Raw genomic sequence first — 17225 nt, forward strand, 5'->3', positions numbered from 1 at the left:
GGTGGATCAGCTTGCACCAATGCCAGGATGTGCCGATGCCATCGTCGGATCGCCGCCCGGAGCAAGCTCGCTCCCACATTTTGCGGTGGTTGTGGACCCTGTGGGAGCTGAGCTTGCTCGCGATAGCGGTGGATCAGCTGCACCAATGCCAGGATGTGCCGATGCCATCGTCGGATCGCCGCCCGGAGCAAGCTCGCTCCCACATTTGGCGGTGGTTGTGGACCCTGTGGGAGCTGAGCTTGCTCGCGATAGCGGTGGATCAGCTTGCACCAATGCCAGGATGTGCCGATGCCATCGTCGGATCGCCGCCCGGAGCAAGCTCGCTCCCACAGGGTGCTTGTTACTTACCGCTGGCGATCTGTTTCACCAACGCTTCATGACCGGCCTTGTCGCTGGCCCGGGAGATGATTTGCACCACGGCCATGCGCGTGCCGGAGGCGCCCAGCAAGGTGGTGTCGAGGGTGGGTCCGCCGCCCTGGGTCGCGCTGGTGTCGAGCTGGCGCAGGCCCAGGCCGGTGCCTTTTTGCTTCAGGCTTTTTTCGCTGAGGATCTTGGCGTCCGGCAGGGCCTTGATGCGCTGGGCGGCGAAGTCGGCCATGGTGGTGTCGAGGAACGCACCATCATCGTCCTTCACATTCGTACCGTTGACGATGGTGTTCTGCGCGGCAATCACCACGGTTCTGCTGGTGGCATTGCTGTACATCGTCCCTGTCGCCCCAGCGGTGCCCTGGGCCACTTCACCGGCGGGTAGCGGCGTCGCCGTGAAGCCCTTGGGCAAGGTGAAGGTGAACTTGCCGCCGAGCATCGACACTTTCTGCGCCGGTGCATCGCCGGCAGGTTTGGCCGGGGCCGCTTGGGCGGATACCACGACCAGACTGGCGATGGCCCCCAGCAACAGGGCGGCGGCTTGTTTACTCAGCAATGACATTGAAACGCTCCACAGATGGTCGTGCCTGGAGGCCGATCATCCCATGGGCGTCGCACCTGACTCCAGCGCCAGTGCAGAAGAGACCGTCATTTTGGTGAAAGGTGTGCGGTGTCGCCGGGCGGTGCCCGCACCAGCAGCCGTCGGGTCACCAGCAACATGGCCATCGACACCGCGACGCCCAAGGCAAAGGCGGGCATGCCCAGCACCGGCAGGGCGAGGGCCAGGGTCAGGCAGAAGGCGGCGAAGCAATACATGCCGGTGGCTGTCGCCCGCAGCAGCGCGGCGGTGAAGGCCGGCCCCCGGGTTTGTTGGGAGAACACCGCCATGACACTGCCCAGCACCGGGAACACCGCCAGCAGCCCGCTCCAGCGTTCGCCCACGGTGCTGGCCAGCAGCGTCACCGCCAGGGTCAGCAGCGCGCCAGCGATCATGCGCAGCAGCAGTTTGTCGGATTTGGCCGTCGGCCCGTTCATCACCGGCCGGACCGTGGGGAACAGATACGGCGCCGCCAGCAGCGCGGCCAGGGCGATCAGGCTCGACAACGGCAGCGAAGCCGGTAGCCAGGACAGGATCAACGCCACCAAGGCCCAGCCCCCTAGCGCGATGCCCAGCGCCCAGGGCCAGTTGCGATGCTGGGCGACCTGGGCGTACACCACGCAGAAGGCAATCATCGCGAACATCGCTGCCAACGCTGCGGTCGCCGATTGTGCGGCAAACAGTTCGCCTTGTTCTATGGCCAGGAACAGCAGAATCGGCCCCACCACGACTGGCAACCCCGAGAGCCAGCCGGCCACACTCGGTCCCCAGCGCCTGCCCGCCAGGGAAATCAGCAGCAGGAACGCGGGAATCACCAGCAATTTGAGCAGCAGCACGCGGTCATCCTTGTCAGTCGTCGAGGCGCCACGTTAGCACCGCCCGCGTCGCAAACCCACTGTGGGGGCGAGCTTGCTCGCGATGGCGGCAGAACTGGCACGAAAGACCCTAAGGCTCAACCCCGCGCAGCACTGAAACGCTGCGCCAATCCCTCACGCTCGAAGTGTTCGGTGATGAAGTCGATAAAGGCGCGAGTCTTGGCCGGGATCAGCGTGCGGCTGGGGTAATAGAGGGAAATCACGCCAAGGTCCATGTACCAGTCCGGCAGCAGCCGTACCAGTTCGCCGCGCTCCAGCCAGGGCAGCACGTCCGGCACGGTCAGCAGCGAAATGCCCAGGCCCAGCAAGGTGGCTTCGCGCATGGCGACCGGGTCGTTGAGAATGATGGATTCAGGCAGCCGCAACGCCGACTCGAAACCGGCGGCGTTACGCATCGTGGCCTGGCGTACGCGCCCGGTGAGGCTGGAGCGCAGCACGATGTTATCGAAGTGGGCCAGATCTTCCGGGTGCGCGGGGCAGGCGCGTGCGGCCAGGTAGGCTGGGCTGGCTACCGCGACCAGATGTGCCGGCGCCAAGGTTCGCGAGATCACGCCAGGCGTCAGTTCGAAGCCGCCGCCAATCGCTGCGTCGAAACCTTCGGCGATCAGGTCTACCCGTCGGTTCTCGAAATGCCATTGCGGGCGGATCAATGGGTGGAGGGCCAGAAATTGCGGCATCAACGGCAGCACATGGCCGATGCCGAAGCTTGGTGACAGGCTGAGGCGCAATACCCCGGCCGGCTCGCCTCGTTCAGTGGTCACGGCGCCGATGGCGGCCTGCAAGGCTTCGAGATGCGTGCCGATGCTGGCCAGGAAGTGTTCGCCGTTCTCGGTCAAGGACAGCTTGCGGGTCGAGCGCTGGAACAGCCGCACCCCCAGGTTTCGCTCCAGCATTGCCACATTGCGGCTCACGGCCGCGGGCGTCAGGGCCAGCAACCTGGCGGCCGCCGAGAAACTGCCGGTTTCGGCGCTGCGGGCAAAGCATTCGAGATTGGCGAGGCTTTCCATCAAAGTGACCTGATAGTAATGCTTGAAAATGATTCAACGTATTACTGGCTAATCATCACGTAATAGCAAGGGCAATATGCACCTCAACGGCGGACATCACCGCCCAGGGTTATCCAACTGTGAGGACATACGACATGAGCAGCATCGACACCATCGGCATCATCGGCGCAGGCGCCATTGGCAGTGCATTTGCCCGGGCCTTGGCCCGTCAGAACATCAACGTCGTGATTGCCAACAGCCGCGGCCCGGAAAGCCTGGCCGAGTTGGTCGCCGAGCTCGGCCCCACCGTCCGCGCCGGCACCGTGCAGCAAGCCGCTGCCCAACCCATGGTGCTGGTGGCCGTCAACTGGCCGAAGTTGCCCCAGGCGCTGAATGGCTTGCCGGACTTTGCCGGACGAATCGTGATCGATGCCAACAACGCAATCAAAGTCCCGGAGTTCGAGGCGATTGATCTGCAAGGCCGGGCTTCTACCGAGGTGTTCAGCGAATGGGTGCCGGGGGCACGGGTGGTCAAGGCGTTCAACCACATGTTGGCGCGCCTGCTGGAGGCTGATCCAGCGTCCGAAGGCGGCAAGCGCGTGCTATTCCTGACTGGCGACGATGAGCAGGCCCGTGGGGAAGTCGCGCAGTTGATCGATCGGCTGGGATTCTTCGGTGTGGACCTGGGCCCATTGAGCGTTGGCGCACGCTTGACTCAATTCCCGGGTGGGCCATTACCGGTGCTGAACCTGGTCAAGTTCGACTGAGTACTTCGCCGCATACGTGTAAGGAAGCGCTCGACCAGCGAGGGAGCCCGGCCTGAAGCACTCAGTCGGGTTCCACGTCCAATTGCAGGCTGTCGTCGGCCAGGCGCTCGGTTCGCCGGACAATACCGCTGATGCGCCGGCCTTCGGCGTTGAACACCACGATCTGGGCTTTATCCAGATCCGCCGGCAGTGGTGGTCGCACGTGCAGGGCGAACCAGGGCGGTTCGCCGTCATCGAGGCGTTTGACGTCGAACTCGCAGTCGACACTTTTGGTGTCACGACCAAACAGCGTGTCGAGGCCGTAATCAAGGTGAGTGCTGTCGGCAGCAGGGTCGAGGGACATCGGCGGTCTCCTGGATGGGTACGCACGGCTGATGTTCAAGTGATTCTTCCCGCAATGGAAAATTCCATTGGGTGATCCGTAGAGATTAGCCCCAACCTGTGGGAGTAAGGCTTGCCCGCGATGCAGGCGCCTCGGTTCACAAAGGACCGCGTCGACTTCATCGCGGGCAAGCCTTGCTCCCACAGATCGCCTCCTTCCCCCCAAGAGCCGGCACGGCTGGTGATCAAGCGCCAGGCACGCCGTCTTTCCACGCCGACCAGTTCTTCACAATGTCCTGCACCAGCGGGTTGCCGGTGCGGAACAGGTTTTCCAACGCAGGGACGAACGCGCCCTGGTCGGCGTATTTGAGCAGGTTGTCCACTTCGTTGCCGCCGGGCTCGGGACGGTCGAAGTCGGACCCGGCCCGCAGAACGGCCAGCCGGTTGATGTCCACCCGACCTTCGCGACTGGCCCGGAGCAAGGCCTCGTAGGTGGAGTTGTCTTCCTGTTGGGTGGTGCAGTAGACGCCCTTGTTGTCGGTGAGCAGGCGAGTCCAGACTTCGGCGCGCTCGCTCAGGCGGGTACCGGAGAACCAGGTGTTGCCGGCCAGGGTGTCGCAGCGGGTCACCACCGGTGGTTGGTTGGCCGGGGCGTACGGATACTTCAAGCGCCAGGCCGCCGATTCCTTGCTTTCCGCCAAGGTCACCTTCTGGCTGAGGGCAAAGGCCTTGGCTTGCAGGGCCGGGTTGAGTTCGAAGACTTCCGTTTTGTAGTCCAGCGGCGGCTTTTCATTCGGCCCCTTGGTGTTGATGCCCAGGTAGCCGGTGGGCCAGTCCTCGGGCACATCCCGCGAATCCAGCTCCCATTGGGTGCCGAACTCCACCAGGTAATGGGCCCAGGCCGTCGTGCCAAGCGTGCCGTGGTGTGGGTTGATGCCGGCGATCCCGGCCACCAGGAAATAGCTTTTGCGCAGGTCGACGGTGGGGGAGAGCGCCAGGGCCAGTGTCGAGGCTGCGGCGTTGGTCTGGCCCATGCCGGTGATCAGCAGGCAGACCCGCTCGGCATTGCAGCGGATCGTCGGGTATTCGGCGGACAGTCCCGGCACGCGGATTTCAGTCTTGAGTTCGAGGCGATCGATCCAGTTCTGAGCCTCGGGGGCGAACATCGTGATCAGCAGGACTTTGGGCTGAAGCGGCGGTGCGGCCCCGGCGGTCGAGCAGAACAGGGCCGTGCAGGCCAGGCCGATTGAAATAGACAGGCGATTGATCATGTATTCGTGACCTCCATGGATTCGAAGTGTGCTTCTACGGTGTGCTCAGAATTGATAGCCAACCCCGGCGTAGTATCCCCAGCCGTCGGAGCGGGCGCGGAAGTGGCCATCGCCAAAGTTAAGCTCACTGCCGTCCTGCCAGTTGCCGCCGTTGTGAAAGTAGCGGCCCACCAGCGTAAAACGCAATTCAGGCTTTGTTCTTGTTCTGTTCTGTTCTGTTCTTGTTCTTGTTCTTGTTCTGTTGGCAGAGGTGAATGTTCGACGCGGCACTGGGTCGGCGGAGTTGCTGATAGAATCGGCCATCTTGACTGACCAGAGGTATGCCCATGAGCGAGCCGATTCGCCTGACCCAGTACAGCCACGGCGCCGGCTGCGGCTGCAAGATTTCGCCCCAGGTACTGGAAGTGATCCTGGCCGGCAGCGGTGCGCAGAACCTTGATCCCAAGCTGTGGGTCGGCAATGCTTCGCGGGACGATGCGGCGGTGTACGCCATCGACGAGGAGCGTGGCGTGGTCTCGACCACCGATTTTTTCATGCCGATTGTCGACGATCCCTTCGATTTCGGACGCATCGCCGCCACCAATGCCATCAGCGATATCTACGCCATGGGCGGTGATCCGCTGATGGCCATCGCGATTCTTGGTTGGCCAGTCAACGTATTGGCCCCGGAAATTGCCCGGGACGTGATTCGCGGCGGTCGGTCCGTGTGTGATGAGGCCGGTATCCCCCTGGCTGGTGGGCATTCGATCGACGCGCCCGAGCCGATTTTCGGCCTGGCGGTCACAGGCCTGGTGCAAAAGCGCCACATGAAACGCAACGACACGGCCACCGCCGGTTGCCGCCTGTACCTGACCAAGCCCTTGGGCATCGGCATCCTCACCACGGCGGAAAAGAAAGGCAAGTTGCGCGCCGCCGATGTTGGCCTGGCCCGTGACTGGATGTGCACCCTCAACAAACCCGGCAGCCGCTTCGGCAAGCTCGACGGAGTGACGGCGATGACCGACGTCACCGGTTTCGGCCTGCTCGGGCACCTGGTGGAAATGGCCGACGGCAGCCAACTGACCGCGCGCATCCGCTATGACGCGGTGCCGCGCCTGCCGGGCGTCGAGTACTACCTCGACCTGGGGTGTGTACCGGGCGGTACGCTGCGCAACTACGACAGCTACGCCAGCAAGGTCGGTCGGGTCCAGGAACTGCACAAGCGCGTGTTGTGCGACCCGCAGACCAGCGGTGGCCTGCTGATTGCCGTCACCCCTGAAGGCGAGATCGAGTTCCTGCGGGTGGCCGCTGAACTCGGGCTGGCGCTGGAACCTATCGGCGAACTGGTCGAGCGACAGAGTTACGCGGTCGAGGTGTCTTGATGAGCCATGACATCACCGATTACCGCGACATCTTCCTCAATGACCGGCCGATGATGGACACGCGCGCCCCGATCGAATTCATCAAGGGGGCGTTCCCCGGCGTGGTCAATCTCCCGTTGATGACCGACAGCGAACGGCAACGCGTCGGTACCTGCTACAAACAGCAGGGGCAGCAGGCCGCCATTGTCCTGGGGCATCAACTGGTGTCCGGCGAAACCAAGGCCCAGCGCATCCAGGCCTGGGCCGAGTTCGCCAAGACCCATCCCGACGGCTTGCTGTATTGCTTTCGCGGAGGCTTGCGTTCGCAGATCGTCCAGCAATGGCTCAAGGACGAAGCGGGCATTGATTATCCCAGGGTCGGCGGTGGCTACAAGGCCATGCGCACCTTCTTGCTGGACGCTGTCGAGCAGGCGGTCGCCCAGTGCGACCTGGTGCTGCTGGGCGGCATGACCGGTACCGGCAAGACCGAAGCACTGGGCCAACTGAGCAATAGCCTGGATCTGGAAGGTTATGCCAACCATCGCGGTTCCAGCTTCGGCAAACGCGCCACCGGCCAGCCTTCCAACATCGATTTTGAGAACCGCCTGGCCGTGGACGTACTGAAAAAACGCGCCAGCGGCATCGAACAATTCGTGCTGGAAGATGAGAGCCGTGCGGTCGGCAGTTGCGCCTTGCCGCTGCCTTTGTACCAGCGCATGCAGCAGGTTCCGATGGTCTGGCTGGAAGACAGCCTGGAGCATCGGGTCGAGCGGATCCTGCAGGATTACGTCATCGACCTGTGTGTGGAATTTGTCGCTGTACATGGCGACGAAGGTTTCTCGTTGTTTTCCGAGCGGTTGCTGGCCAGCCTGGACAATATCCACAAGCGCCTGGGCGGCGACCGTCACCGGCGCTTGATGAACATCCTGGAAGCCGCCCTGGCCGAGCAGGCCAACAGCGGCGCCGTCGACTTGCATCGCGGTTGGATCGAAGGCTTGTTGCGTGAGTATTACGACCCGATGTACGTGTTCCAGCGGGAAAAGAAGGGCTTGCGGATCGAGTTCTCGGGGGAGCAGGCGGCGGTGTTGGAATATCTGCGGGAGCGGGCGGCCCGGGGTGGGTGACCAGTTTCATCAAGACCCAAACCTGTGGGAGCGAGCCTGCTCGCGATAGCGGACTGTCAGTCACATCAACGCCCAATGATCCAGCGCCATCGCGAGCAGGCTCGCTCCCACAGGGTTCAAAGGTGATCGCGAGTTTGGTGTTCACCCTGATCCCTGTCAAAAGAACCGCTGATTACGTCGGGCAGGTCTCCTGGCCATTATCCAGGCCTTGCTTGTAGCTCTGGCTGGTGAGGCTGGCCTTGCCGTTGTGCCAGGTCAGGGTCAGCACGTACAGCGAATCAAAATCGCCTGACGCCCAGTCATCGGTAATGGTCTGCTTCTTGCCCAAGGCCTCCCCGGCGACCTTGTTGATCAGCTCCGGCAGGTAGCCATGTGACCAGGCGGTATAGATGGTAGCGTTGTGGTACTTGTCGTCCAGCAGTTCATCAGCGAGGTCGCTGGTGTCGTTGGCTGAATAATTGATGTTCACCGGCAACCCGAGCTTGATGGCACTGGGGCTGATGGTCATCAGCGGGCGAATATAGCTGTAGGAATTGTCCAGCTCACCCTCTTCGACATTGCGGGTCGGGTTGGCCGCGAACACGTAGTCGGCCTTGCCGAATTTTTCCGGCAGCAGGGTGGCCAGGTCGATGGCGCGGTTGAGGCCCTGGCAGTTGAGCTGGCCCAGGCCTCCGGCGGGTTTCTCTGCGTGGCGCAGGAACACCAACGTCTGCACGCCATCGGCCGGCTGGGCGCGGCTGACGCTGGATTCCAGCGACAGCACCAGTCCACAGACCACCAGCAGCGTCGGCAGCACCAGCCACGAACGGTGTTTGAAGCGCCTGGCGAAATCCAGTGGGTTCATCATCGAATAGTTTTTCTTCAGCACTCTTGAGTCAGGCTGACAAACCCTGGCACCGCGAAGCGGTTGGCCTCGGGTGGTTTCCCTGTCATTACGCCGCGTCGAATCCTCGGGGGCATTGCTCAGAGTCTCTTCAAGTCCTTTGGTTCGATCCTGGCTGGTCCCGGTGCACTCTAGCGATCTCCGTCAGGAGATGGGACGAACGTTAACGACAGGATGTTGCGGATTTAAGAAGGGCCGATGTGAATTCCGTGACGGGTTCATGGGCATCTGAATTTAGCGAATCGCTCTACGTTCATCGCTTCTCTCCCTGACCCCGCCCCGTTGACAAAGTCTCGTGTTCGCCCGGCACCGCAAGGTTCCTGTATGTCAGCCCCTGAAAAGCGCGCCTGTTTAGATATCTGACATTCTTGTCTGACAAGAATTTTTTGCCCAGTGAAGTCATGTCTCAGTAGAGCTACAAAATATTGGAGTCGTACTTTTTTATAGTGCGTACTTTAGATATATCTTTGTTGTATGGGAGTGGCAGCTTCTCAGCTGCTTGCGAAGGCGTCGTTACATTTTGTAGCTTTTGCGAATGACTTTGAAATGCCCGCTGTGCAAGGTTAGTTGGCCTAAACAAATAGGTGAGGGTTGACAGGAAAAACAACAACCGCTAAACATTGGGTTCAGATGACAGCCAAGGAAGGCGGAAAATGATTAGGATAACGCCTGGGTTTTGTCTCGCGTATGTTTGTTGTTTTAACAAACTGTCTCCCTAATTATTTACCTCGGTGTGTGTCTACGGGTTCACCACTCTCAGTGGTGGATAATTTGCTGCGGCCTTCGGAATTTATATTTCGCACGAAATAGCTGATTCAGGTATGCCTCCAGTGAAATTATGCCCGGCGCTGGTGTGCCTTGTTTCTAATTGCTAGGTCAAGGTGCTCTTTGGTTAATAGCATCACGCTTAAAGCTTGATGCGCCAAAATTATAAATATAAGGGGTTTTTATGTCTCAGGCAGTTCCTCATGATTCGATACTTGATCTTGTGTTGGGTCACTGCTATTCCTCACCCGATACGGCAGCTATTGTGATAGGTGATAGTGTTGTCACATATCAAGAGCTAAGAGATAAAATTTATAAGGTATCTACTTACATTCAAGGCAGAGGTGTGGAGGTCGGCAGCGTCATCGCTATTATGCAAAATAATATTGGCGATGCGCTTGCTTCTATGTTGGGATGTCTACACGCGGGGTGCATTTACTGTCCAATAGACGTCTCTCTGCCTCCTGCAAAAATACAACGTACCTTGGCCGTAGCTAATGTCGAGTTTGTTCTATCCGAACAAGACCTTCCTTATATTTGGCAAAGCGATGATCCTGAGTTTGTCCACTATAAGGAACTGCCTATACCTGCTTCCTACGCTGCGCTCACACAACGTTACCATCCCTTGGCCTACATTATGTTCACCTCCGGCTCAACTGGAGACCCCAAAGGAGTAGCTATTGGGCACGCCAATCTGATTGAAATATTCAGGGGGTGGGACGAGATCTATCAATTGAAAAAACTCAAAAGGCATCTCCAGTTCGCCAGCCTTTCCTTTGACGTGTTTGCTGGTGACTGGCTTCGTGGGCTTTGCTCTGGGGCCATAATCTACGTGCCTACTTCAGCCGAGAAATATGTTGTTGAAAACTTGGCTGAATTTATTATCACCTACCAGATAGAGTGTGCTGAGTTTACTCCAATTATTCTTAGGGAGCTCTACGGTTATGCGTTAAGAAATAACGTAAAACTGAGTAGTTTTAAACTGCTGATTGCTGGGTCTGATGTTATGCGTGTTAGGGAGTTTAAGGATGTTCGTAAAATAATCTCTGACGACTGTCGCTTGGTGTTTTCATATGGGACGACCGAAACAACCATAGATAGCACCTATTTTGAGGCTACCCATGAAGCGCTAAGTAAGCTCCAAAATGATGCTCCTCTTCCTATTGGTGTGCCCTTTCCGTGCACTTTAATTACGATTCTAAAGGATGACGGTACGCATACTGATCTCCATGAGGTGGGAGAACTCTACATTGGCGGAGGTGGTGTTGGTCAGGGGTATTTGCACCATGACGTCAGAACATCAGGTCGATATCTGCGTCGTCTACCGCTTGGCCGCCATGCTCGATGGTATCGGACGGGCGACCTGGCTTCATATGATGGGCAAAATTTCAATCTTCATGGCCGCGCCGATGCTCGGATTAAAGTACACGGAAAACTCATAGATCTCACAGAGTTAGAGGCGCACTTGCGCGCCCATGAAGATATATTGGAGTGCGTCGCCACCACAACGCGGCACGATTTAAATAAAAAAATACTTCTGCTGGTAAAGCTCAAGCCGACTAGTGCCAAGTTTAAGCGCGAAGCAATCGCCGAGCATGTTTCCAATCTTGAGGATTATCCTGTCAGCAGTAACGATATTTACTTCACCAAGGACTTGCCGGTGACCATGAGCGGGAAGATAGATCGAGTTGAAGCGAATAGGATAGCCATCACATTGCAAGCGGGGGTGGCCAAGTGAGAATTCTTCAAGTCGGTGCGGGGCCTACGGGAGTTAGTCTGTTCATTCGGCTACACTCTCAGCTCGAAACACAGTATTCCGTACTTGAGTACGTTATAGCCGATGGGCGAAAACCGGGCTCAGGTCTAGCTTTTGGTACTGGCTATAACAGTCATCTTATCAATCTGCCTGCTTCAGTCATGAGTATTAATCCTGATAACCCTCTAGAATTCGTCGAGTGGCGCGCAAAAAATCAATCGTTGTGGCAAGAATATTTCCCAGATGAAGAACAGGCATGGTCAGAGTTTCCGTCGCGGCGCTTATTTGGATTGTATGTAGGTCATCAGTTGCAACGAGCATTGAACGGCGCCTCCTTTGCGGAACTTATTAATACGTCGGTTTCCTGTGTGACACCTATTCAGTCTGTTGGTAAGTTTTCCGTGGAGTTTAGCAACGGCACCAAAGAGATTTTTGACAAAGTTATTATTTGTATCGGGCATGCACCTAGGTTTCCGTTGCTATCCAATGCCCCCCAAAAGTTTTTCTGCTCTCCCTATCAAGCTATGGACATACCGATCCATGCCACGGTGGGGATTATAGGTTCTCGGTTAACGGCGATCGATGCGGCACTGGCACTCCAAGAAAAAGGCCATATTGGAAGAATAACAATGGTGTCCAGAACTGGCAAACTACCCAAGGTTATTGCTGAGCACTCTGGCTATGATCCAAGCACGTTTATCACAGCTCTGCTTAATGAAAAAAACCAAACACTTGAGTCCATTCTTACGCACCATAAAAAAGAACTCGATAGGGTCACAAATGGTCTCATTGACTGGGATGCCCTAGCAAAACCCGGAGCGACACGGACCGAGGAACTTGAGCGAGAAATAAGCAGTTGCTCGCGGGGTAATCACCTGTGGCAAAGCGTTTTGTTGGCCTCTTATTCGGTCATAGATAAATTGTGGGCGAGACTAAGTGATCCAGAGAAAGCCGAGTTCATGACAAAATACTATGGACCTTGGATGACGTATCTAGCGGCGTTCCCTGTGTTTAGCGCCGTACGTATACTGCAATTAATGCAAGGTGAACAATTAGAGATTTACTCTGATTTACAGGGGGTCGAGGCTACTGAGCAGGGCTTTGATATTTATCATGGTCGAAACGAGTGCTTAAATGTCCAGTATTTGATCGACGGACGTGGTGTTGGTTATGGGGAGATGGATCTCAAAGAAGTACCCTTGTTGAAGAATATGTTAGCCAATGGCTCGATCACGACCCACCCGTTGGGCGGTGTTTCCATTAATTCGCTAACTTATCAAGCACTTTCCAACCGTCATAATGAAATTCCCGGGCTTTTTGTTGTGGGTGATTTGACAAAGGGAGAGTTTCTGGCGACCACCGATGTAGTACGCAACGTAATGCATAGCGTCGCTGCCAGTTCCGCTATCCTTTCGCGAGACCGCTGACATGAAGATCTCGACTCAAAACGCGAGTCACGCTCCGAAGTCCGGACTGACTCAACTGTCACATGCCATTTTGGCGAGCTTGGGTGTTCCCTCATTTGACTCTGGATTCGACCTCCAGCCTACAAATGGACTGGTCATTTTCATCGTTGATGGATTGGGGCAGCTATTGCTCGACGAGCATCAGTCCCATGCACCATTCCTGAAAACACTGCTTTGCACAGGTCAGTCTTTCGGAGTCGGATTTCCTGCCACTACCGCGACCAGTTTGGCTTCCTTTGCTCTCGGGCAAGGAAGCGGCCAGCACGGTATAGTTGGGAGCCGCTTTGCGTTGAATAATCGGACCGAATTTTCCCCATTGTCATGGCAAATGGGCGGTTTTTGTCGTAATCAAACAAGCGGCACTCATTCCGTTGATCCGCCGATTTTTGCAATCGAAAAGACTGCTTGGGAAACTGCCAGCGAACTGGGTCTGAACATAGAATGTATACTCCCGTTAAAAATAGCTAACTCCCGTTACAGTAAAGCTATTTATAAAGGAGCCACAATTACTCCCTATATGGACTATTGGCACTGTGGTTTTAAAATCAGGGGGGCGCTTAAAAAGTCATCGCGACGGTTGATTTACGTTTATCTGGGTGAGTTGGATTACGCGGGTCATGTCTATGGCACGAACTCAGAAGCCTGGCTCGATAGCCTGCGGCAGGTGGACACTCTGATTTCCTCAACGGCCAGCGCGCTTGCTCGAGGAACAAAACTACTAGTCGCTGCCGACCACGGCATGACAACCCTTTCGTCCGAAGCCATTTTCGACTTTGATACCGACGCTGGTCTTCAAGAGGGCGTGGCGTGGATTGCGGGTGATATTCGTGCCCGGCACATTTACACAGAGGCTGGAAAAACGTGTGCTGCATTGGAGCGCTGGAAGAACAAGCTCGGTGACGATTTCATGGTGCTCTCTCGCAGCCAAGCGGTTAACGAGGGTTTGTTCGGGGGGACTGTGAGAGTCTCCTTTGAACAGCGTTTGGGAGATCTGATTGTATATCCGACAGGACGGGGTGGCATCGTACAGAGCCTTACGGAAAAAAACCAAATGTCATGGAAAGGGCATCACGGGGCTCTGACTGAAGAGGATCAGCTTTCTCCGCTTCTGATTTACTCCAAAGGATGATCCCATAGGCCGTGGCTCGCCCTCAGAGCCACGGACCTAGCAATTCAACCAACGATAGGCCGTTTTGATGCAAAAAATACGCAGGCGTTGGCGACGCGTATTTTTAACCCGCGGTCAGGCAGCTTAATTCGCACCCGGTAGGGACTTTCACCTGTTCTCCTTCCCTTTCGGCTTTTTGAATAGCCATGTGTAGCCAGCATGATCCCGGATCCAAAAGCTCAGTCATCTGATTTATGCTCCAGCTTTCTAAATAGCACTTGGAATCCACCTCATGCCCAACCTGACCCCATTCCCCATCACCGAGAAATGGCCTGCCCAGTACCCGGAGTGGATTCAGCTCTACTCCCTGCCCACCCCCAACGGTGTGAAGGTCTCGATCATGCTGGAAGAGATCGGCCTGCCATACGAGCCCCACAAAGTGGACTTTGGCAGCAACGACCAGCTGTCGCCCGAGTTCCTTTCCCTGAACCCCAACAACAAGATCCCGGCGATTCTCGATCCCCATGGGCCGGGCGACCAGCCGTTGGCGTTGTTCGAGTCGGGGGCGATCCTGATTTATCTGGCGGACAAGAGCGGGCAACTGCTGGCCCAGGAGTCGGCGGCGCGCTACGAGACGATCCAGTGGCTGATGTTCCAGATGGGCGGGATCGGGCCGATGTTCGGGCAGTTGGGGTTCTTCAACAAGTTCGCCGGCAAGGACTACGAGGACAAGCGGCCGCGCGATCGCTACGTCGAGGAAAGCAAGCGCCTGCTCAAGGTGCTCGATGGGCGTCTGCAAGGGCGCGACTGGATCATGGGCGAGCGCTACACCATCGCTGATATCGCCACGTTCCCCTGGGTGCGCAACTTGATCGGCTTTTACGAGGCCGGTGATTTGGTCGGGATCCAGAACTTCCCCAATGTGACGCGGGTGCTGGAGCGTTTCCTGGCTCGACCGGCTGTAGCGCGTGGGTTGAAGATTCCGGAATGAGTCACCCGCCGACTCGCCGATTCGATTACAAGCCACCGGCAGCCTGAATGCCGGGTGACGTGCATCAATGACTCGCTGACCTTGTGAGTAGATGATTGCCCGGCCGGTAACACGCTGTTCTCCAGTCGACGTTTGTGCCCTGGCCGGCCAGGGCATAAGCTTTGCTCCTTATGATCGAGCACCCATTTCTGCCCAGGAGTCCCATGTCCAGTCAGTTCCCCGAAGCACGTCCACGCCGTCTGCGTCGCAATGCAAGCCTGCGCAGCCTGTTCCAGGAAACCGAGTTCACCTTGAACGATCTGGTGCTGCCGATTTTCGTCGAAGAGGAAATCAATGATTTTGTGCCGATCAAGAGCATGCCGGGCGTGGTACGCATCCCTGAGTCGAAGCTGGCCGGTGAGATCGAGCGCTACGCCCGTGCCGGCATCAAGTCGGTGATGACCTTTGGTGTGTCCCACCACCTGGACAACGATGGCAGCGACACCTGGAGCGAGCGCGGCCTGGTGTCACGCATGGCCGGGATCTGCAAGGACGCGGTGCCGGAAATGATCGTGATGTCCGACACCTGCTTCTGTGAATACACCGATCATGGTCATTGCGGTGTGCTCCACGGCGATGAAGTGGACAACGACCGGACCCTGGTCAACCTGGGCAAGCAAGCCGTAGCGGCGGCCCGCGCCGGTGCTGATGTGATCGCGCCATCGGCGGCCATGGACGGGCAGGTCCAGGCGATTCGCCGGGCCCTGGATGAAGCCGGTTTCAGCCAGACGGCAATCATGGCCTATTCCACCAAGTTTGCTTCGGCGCTCTATGGCCCGTTCCGCGAGGCCGGTGGCAGCGCGTTGAAAGGTGACCGCAAGAGCTACCAGATGAACCCGATGAACCGCCGCGAAGCACTGCGCGAGTCCTTGCTCGATGAACAGGAAGGTGCCGATGCGCTGATGGTCAAGCCGGCCGGTGCCTACCTCGATATCATCCGCGACATTCGCCAGGCTTCGAACCTGCCGCTGTCGGCTTATCAGGTCAGTGGCGAATACGCGATGATCAAGTTCGCCGCCCAGGCTGGCGCCATCGACGAAGCCCGCGTGGTACGCGAGAGCCTTGGCGCAATCAAGCGGGCGGGGGCAGACCTGATCTTCACCTACTTTGCCATGGACCTGGCGCTGAGCGGGATCTGATCCAGCGCTGCTCCCGGGGTTGGGTGTGAGATCCATCTTCACCGCCATTCCCTTGTGGGAGCGAGCCTGCTCGCGATAGCGGTGGGTCGGCTTGCATCAGTGTTGCCCGTACCGCCGCCATCGCGAGCAAGCTCGCTCCCACATTGGGCATAGCCCGCATCCACTTTTGATCGTATGGTTGCTCCGGAATAACGAACTCGATGGAGCACCATGCAATTCAACCGATTGATGATCAGCCTTGCTGCGCTGCTGGCTTTGGCTGGTTGCGGTAGCCGTCAGGCGCAGGAGCCTGAGCGTTCGCCCGCTGAGGTCAAGAAGCAGATCGTACAGTTGTTGCCGGCCAAGACTGTGGATCGCGAAGGCTGGGCGACTGACATCTACGTGGCCTTTGCGGCCCAGCAGATTCCCTCTACGACGCAGAACATCTGTGCTGTCCTGGCGGTGACCGAACAGGAATCGACGTTCCAGTCTGACCCACCGGTGCCGGGGCTGGGCAAGATCGCTCGTCAGGAGATCAACCGTCGTGCGGCGAAGGTGCACATTCCGGAGCTGCTGGTCAGTGGTGCACTTCAGGTGCGCTCGCCCAACGGTAAAAGCTACAGCGATCGGCTCAACGCGGCGCGTAGTGAAAAAGAGCTGAGTGGGATTTTCGATGATTTCATCGGCATGGTGCCGTTGGGCAAGACACTGTTCGGCGGTTTCAATCCGGTGCATACCGGTGGGCCGATGCAGGTCAGCATCGCGTTTGCACAGGCCAATGCGCGCAATTATCCCTACACGGTGGATGGCTCGATTCGTCGCGAAGTGTTCAGTCGTCGTGGCGGGATGTATTTCGGTATCGCGCATTTGTTGGGCTATCCGGTGAGCTACACCGAGCCGCTGTATCGTTTTGCCGATTTCAATGCGGGGTGGTACGCCAGCCGCAACGCGGCTTTCCAGCATGCGGTGAGTGTGGCGTCGGGCATTTCCCTGGCGCTGGATGGCGATCTGATTGCCCATGATTCCATCATGCCAGGCAGCACGGAACTGGCGGTGCGCACGCTGGGCAAGTCGCTGGGAATGCGCAACCCGACCATTCGCAATCAATTGGAGCTGGGCGAGAGCCTGGCGTTCGAGGACAGCAAGCTCTACAAGCGTGTGTTCGAACTGGCAGAGCGGGCCGAGGGCAAGGCGTTGCCTCGGGCGGTATTGCCGGGAATCGTGCTCAAGAGCCCAAAGATCACGCGCAAGCTGACCACGGCGTGGTTTGCCAAGCGGGTGGATGAGCGTTATCAGCGATGCATGAGGCGGGCGTCGGGGCGTTAGCCAGGCTTTGGGGCATGAAAAAGCCCGGTGGATGAGGCCGGGCTTTTAGGGGGATGGGTTTGGTGCGGGATCAGTCTTAAGCGGTGTATCGGGTGGACTGCGCAGCGGCCTGGTGATTGTTGCGG

At 57.8% G+C, this 17225-nt stretch carries 15 protein-coding genes and 1 pseudogene; 9 read left to right on the forward strand and 7 right to left on the reverse strand.

Going from position 1 to position 17225, the window contains the following annotated elements; all coding sequences use genetic code 11:
• Positions 1-340 precede the first annotated feature (340 nt).
• The 3 genes from B0E42_RS09615 to B0E42_RS09625 all read right to left on the reverse strand — a co-directional run bounded on the left by B0E42_RS09615 (position 341) and on the right by B0E42_RS09625 (position 2846).
• On the reverse strand, positions 341-928 hold the full coding sequence (locus B0E42_RS09615; RefSeq protein ID WP_053178726.1) for a hypothetical protein: 588 nt from the start codon (positions 926-928) through the stop codon (positions 341-343).
• 86 nt (positions 929-1014) lie between these two features.
• Positions 1015-1800 (reverse strand): hypothetical protein, encoded by a 786-nt coding sequence (locus B0E42_RS09620; protein ID WP_077506276.1) that lies wholly within the window; start codon positions 1798-1800, stop codon positions 1015-1017.
• A 116-nt stretch (positions 1801-1916) separates the two neighbouring features.
• Positions 1917-2846, reverse strand: coding sequence for a LysR family transcriptional regulator (locus tag B0E42_RS09625; RefSeq protein ID WP_053178730.1), 930 nt, complete (start codon positions 2844-2846; stop codon positions 1917-1919).
• A gap of 143 nt (positions 2847-2989) precedes the next feature.
• Here B0E42_RS09625 and B0E42_RS09630 point away from each other — a divergent pair, with 143 nt between their 5' ends.
• Positions 2990-3592 (forward strand): NADPH-dependent F420 reductase, encoded by a 603-nt coding sequence (locus B0E42_RS09630; protein ID WP_033062826.1) that lies wholly within the window; start codon positions 2990-2992, stop codon positions 3590-3592.
• A gap of 61 nt (positions 3593-3653) precedes the next feature.
• On the opposite strand, the gene B0E42_RS09635 is transcribed toward B0E42_RS09630, so the two are convergent.
• The 3 genes and pseudogenes from B0E42_RS09635 to B0E42_RS29960 all read right to left on the reverse strand — a co-directional run.
• Positions 3654-3935 carry a hypothetical protein gene (locus B0E42_RS09635; RefSeq protein WP_018611472.1) on the reverse strand — a complete coding sequence of 94 codons (282 nt, stop codon included), beginning with the start codon at positions 3933-3935 and terminating at the stop codon, positions 3654-3656.
• A gap of 223 nt (positions 3936-4158) precedes the next feature.
• Positions 4159-5184: a purine nucleoside permease gene (locus B0E42_RS09640; protein WP_018611471.1), complete on the reverse strand. Its 1026-nt coding sequence runs from the start codon at positions 5182-5184 to the stop codon at positions 4159-4161.
• A gap of 45 nt (positions 5185-5229) precedes the next feature.
• Positions 5230-5370 (reverse strand): annotated as a pseudogene (locus tag B0E42_RS29960) (nucleoside-specific channel-forming protein Tsx); the annotation flags it as partial.
• 140 nt (positions 5371-5510) lie between these two features.
• Here B0E42_RS29960 and selD point away from each other — a divergent pair.
• Together selD and mnmH are read left to right on the forward strand one after the other, a co-directional pair.
• On the forward strand, positions 5511-6545 hold the full coding sequence (selD, locus tag B0E42_RS09645) for a selenide, water dikinase SelD (protein WP_024618015.1): 1035 nt from the start codon (positions 5511-5513) through the stop codon (positions 6543-6545).
• Entirely contained in the window at positions 6545-7648 is a 1104-nt protein-coding gene (gene mnmH / locus B0E42_RS09650; protein ID WP_077506277.1) for a tRNA 2-selenouridine(34) synthase MnmH, read from the forward strand. Before selD ends, mnmH begins: the two co-directional genes overlap by 1 nt.
• 172 nt (positions 7649-7820) lie before the next feature.
• Here the strand turns inward: mnmH and B0E42_RS09655 are convergent, their stop codons facing one another.
• Positions 7821-8495 (reverse strand): histidine phosphatase family protein, encoded by a 675-nt coding sequence (locus B0E42_RS09655; RefSeq protein WP_077506278.1) that lies wholly within the window; start codon positions 8493-8495, stop codon positions 7821-7823.
• A 985-nt stretch (positions 8496-9480) separates the two neighbouring features.
• Between B0E42_RS09655 and B0E42_RS09660 the strand changes: the two genes are divergently transcribed.
• The 6 genes from B0E42_RS09660 (at position 9481) to B0E42_RS09685 (ending at position 17100) form a co-directional block, all read left to right on the forward strand.
• On the forward strand, positions 9481-11034 hold the full coding sequence (locus B0E42_RS09660; RefSeq protein WP_077506279.1) for an AMP-binding protein: 1554 nt from the start codon (positions 9481-9483) through the stop codon (positions 11032-11034).
• On the forward strand, positions 11031-12479 hold the full coding sequence (locus B0E42_RS09665) for an FAD/NAD(P)-binding protein (RefSeq protein ID WP_168188506.1): 1449 nt from the start codon (positions 11031-11033) through the stop codon (positions 12477-12479). The genes B0E42_RS09660 and B0E42_RS09665 overlap by 4 nt, the downstream gene beginning before the upstream one ends.
• Position 12480: 1 nt before the next feature.
• Positions 12481-13647, forward strand: a complete 1167-nt coding sequence (locus B0E42_RS09670) for an alkaline phosphatase family protein (protein WP_077506281.1) — start codon at positions 12481-12483, stop codon at positions 13645-13647.
• A gap of 271 nt (positions 13648-13918) precedes the next feature.
• On the forward strand, positions 13919-14617 hold the full coding sequence (locus B0E42_RS09675) for a glutathione binding-like protein (protein ID WP_018611456.1): 699 nt from the start codon (positions 13919-13921) through the stop codon (positions 14615-14617).
• Positions 14618-14820: 203 nt separating this feature from the next.
• On the forward strand, positions 14821-15795 hold the full coding sequence (gene hemB, locus B0E42_RS09680) for a porphobilinogen synthase (protein WP_018611454.1): 975 nt from the start codon (positions 14821-14823) through the stop codon (positions 15793-15795).
• Positions 15796-16005: 210 nt separating this feature from the next.
• The gene (locus B0E42_RS09685; RefSeq protein ID WP_077506282.1) at positions 16006-17100 is read left to right on the forward strand and encodes a DUF1615 domain-containing protein; all 1095 of its coding nucleotides are present in this window, start codon (positions 16006-16008) and stop codon (positions 17098-17100) included.
• Positions 17101-17225 lie beyond the last annotated feature (125 nt).

Source organism: Pseudomonas sp. A25(2017) (assembly GCF_002001065.1).
Taxonomy (GTDB): domain Bacteria; phylum Pseudomonadota; class Gammaproteobacteria; order Pseudomonadales; family Pseudomonadaceae; genus Aquipseudomonas; species Aquipseudomonas kilonensis.

Excerpts from the sequence above, each read along its gene's own strand:
- B0E42_RS09635 (WP_018611472.1), bottom strand. The coding sequence starts at position 3,935 with ATGTCCCTCGACCCTGCTGCCGACAGCACTCACCTTGATTACGGCCTC.
- B0E42_RS09625 (WP_053178730.1), bottom strand. The coding sequence starts at position 2,846 with ATGGAAAGCCTCGCCAATCTCGAATGCTTTGCCCGCAGCGCCGAAACC.
- B0E42_RS09685 (WP_077506282.1), top strand. The coding sequence starts at position 16,006 with ATGCAATTCAACCGATTGATGATCAGCCTTGCTGCGCTGCTGGCTTTG.
- selD (WP_024618015.1), top strand. The coding sequence starts at position 5,511 with ATGAGCGAGCCGATTCGCCTGACCCAGTACAGCCACGGCGCCGGCTGC.
- B0E42_RS09615 (WP_053178726.1), bottom strand. The coding sequence starts at position 928 with ATGTCATTGCTGAGTAAACAAGCCGCCGCCCTGTTGCTGGGGGCCATC.
- B0E42_RS09675 (WP_018611456.1), top strand. The coding sequence starts at position 13,919 with ATGCCCAACCTGACCCCATTCCCCATCACCGAGAAATGGCCTGCCCAG.
- B0E42_RS09660 (WP_077506279.1), top strand. The coding sequence starts at position 9,481 with ATGTCTCAGGCAGTTCCTCATGATTCGATACTTGATCTTGTGTTGGGT.
- B0E42_RS09655 (WP_077506278.1), bottom strand. The coding sequence starts at position 8,495 with ATGATGAACCCACTGGATTTCGCCAGGCGCTTCAAACACCGTTCGTGG.
- B0E42_RS09640 (WP_018611471.1), bottom strand. The coding sequence starts at position 5,184 with ATGATCAATCGCCTGTCTATTTCAATCGGCCTGGCCTGCACGGCCCTG.
- hemB (WP_018611454.1), top strand. The coding sequence starts at position 14,821 with ATGTCCAGTCAGTTCCCCGAAGCACGTCCACGCCGTCTGCGTCGCAAT.
- B0E42_RS09670 (WP_077506281.1), top strand. The coding sequence starts at position 12,481 with ATGAAGATCTCGACTCAAAACGCGAGTCACGCTCCGAAGTCCGGACTG.
- mnmH (WP_077506277.1), top strand. The coding sequence starts at position 6,545 with ATGAGCCATGACATCACCGATTACCGCGACATCTTCCTCAATGACCGG.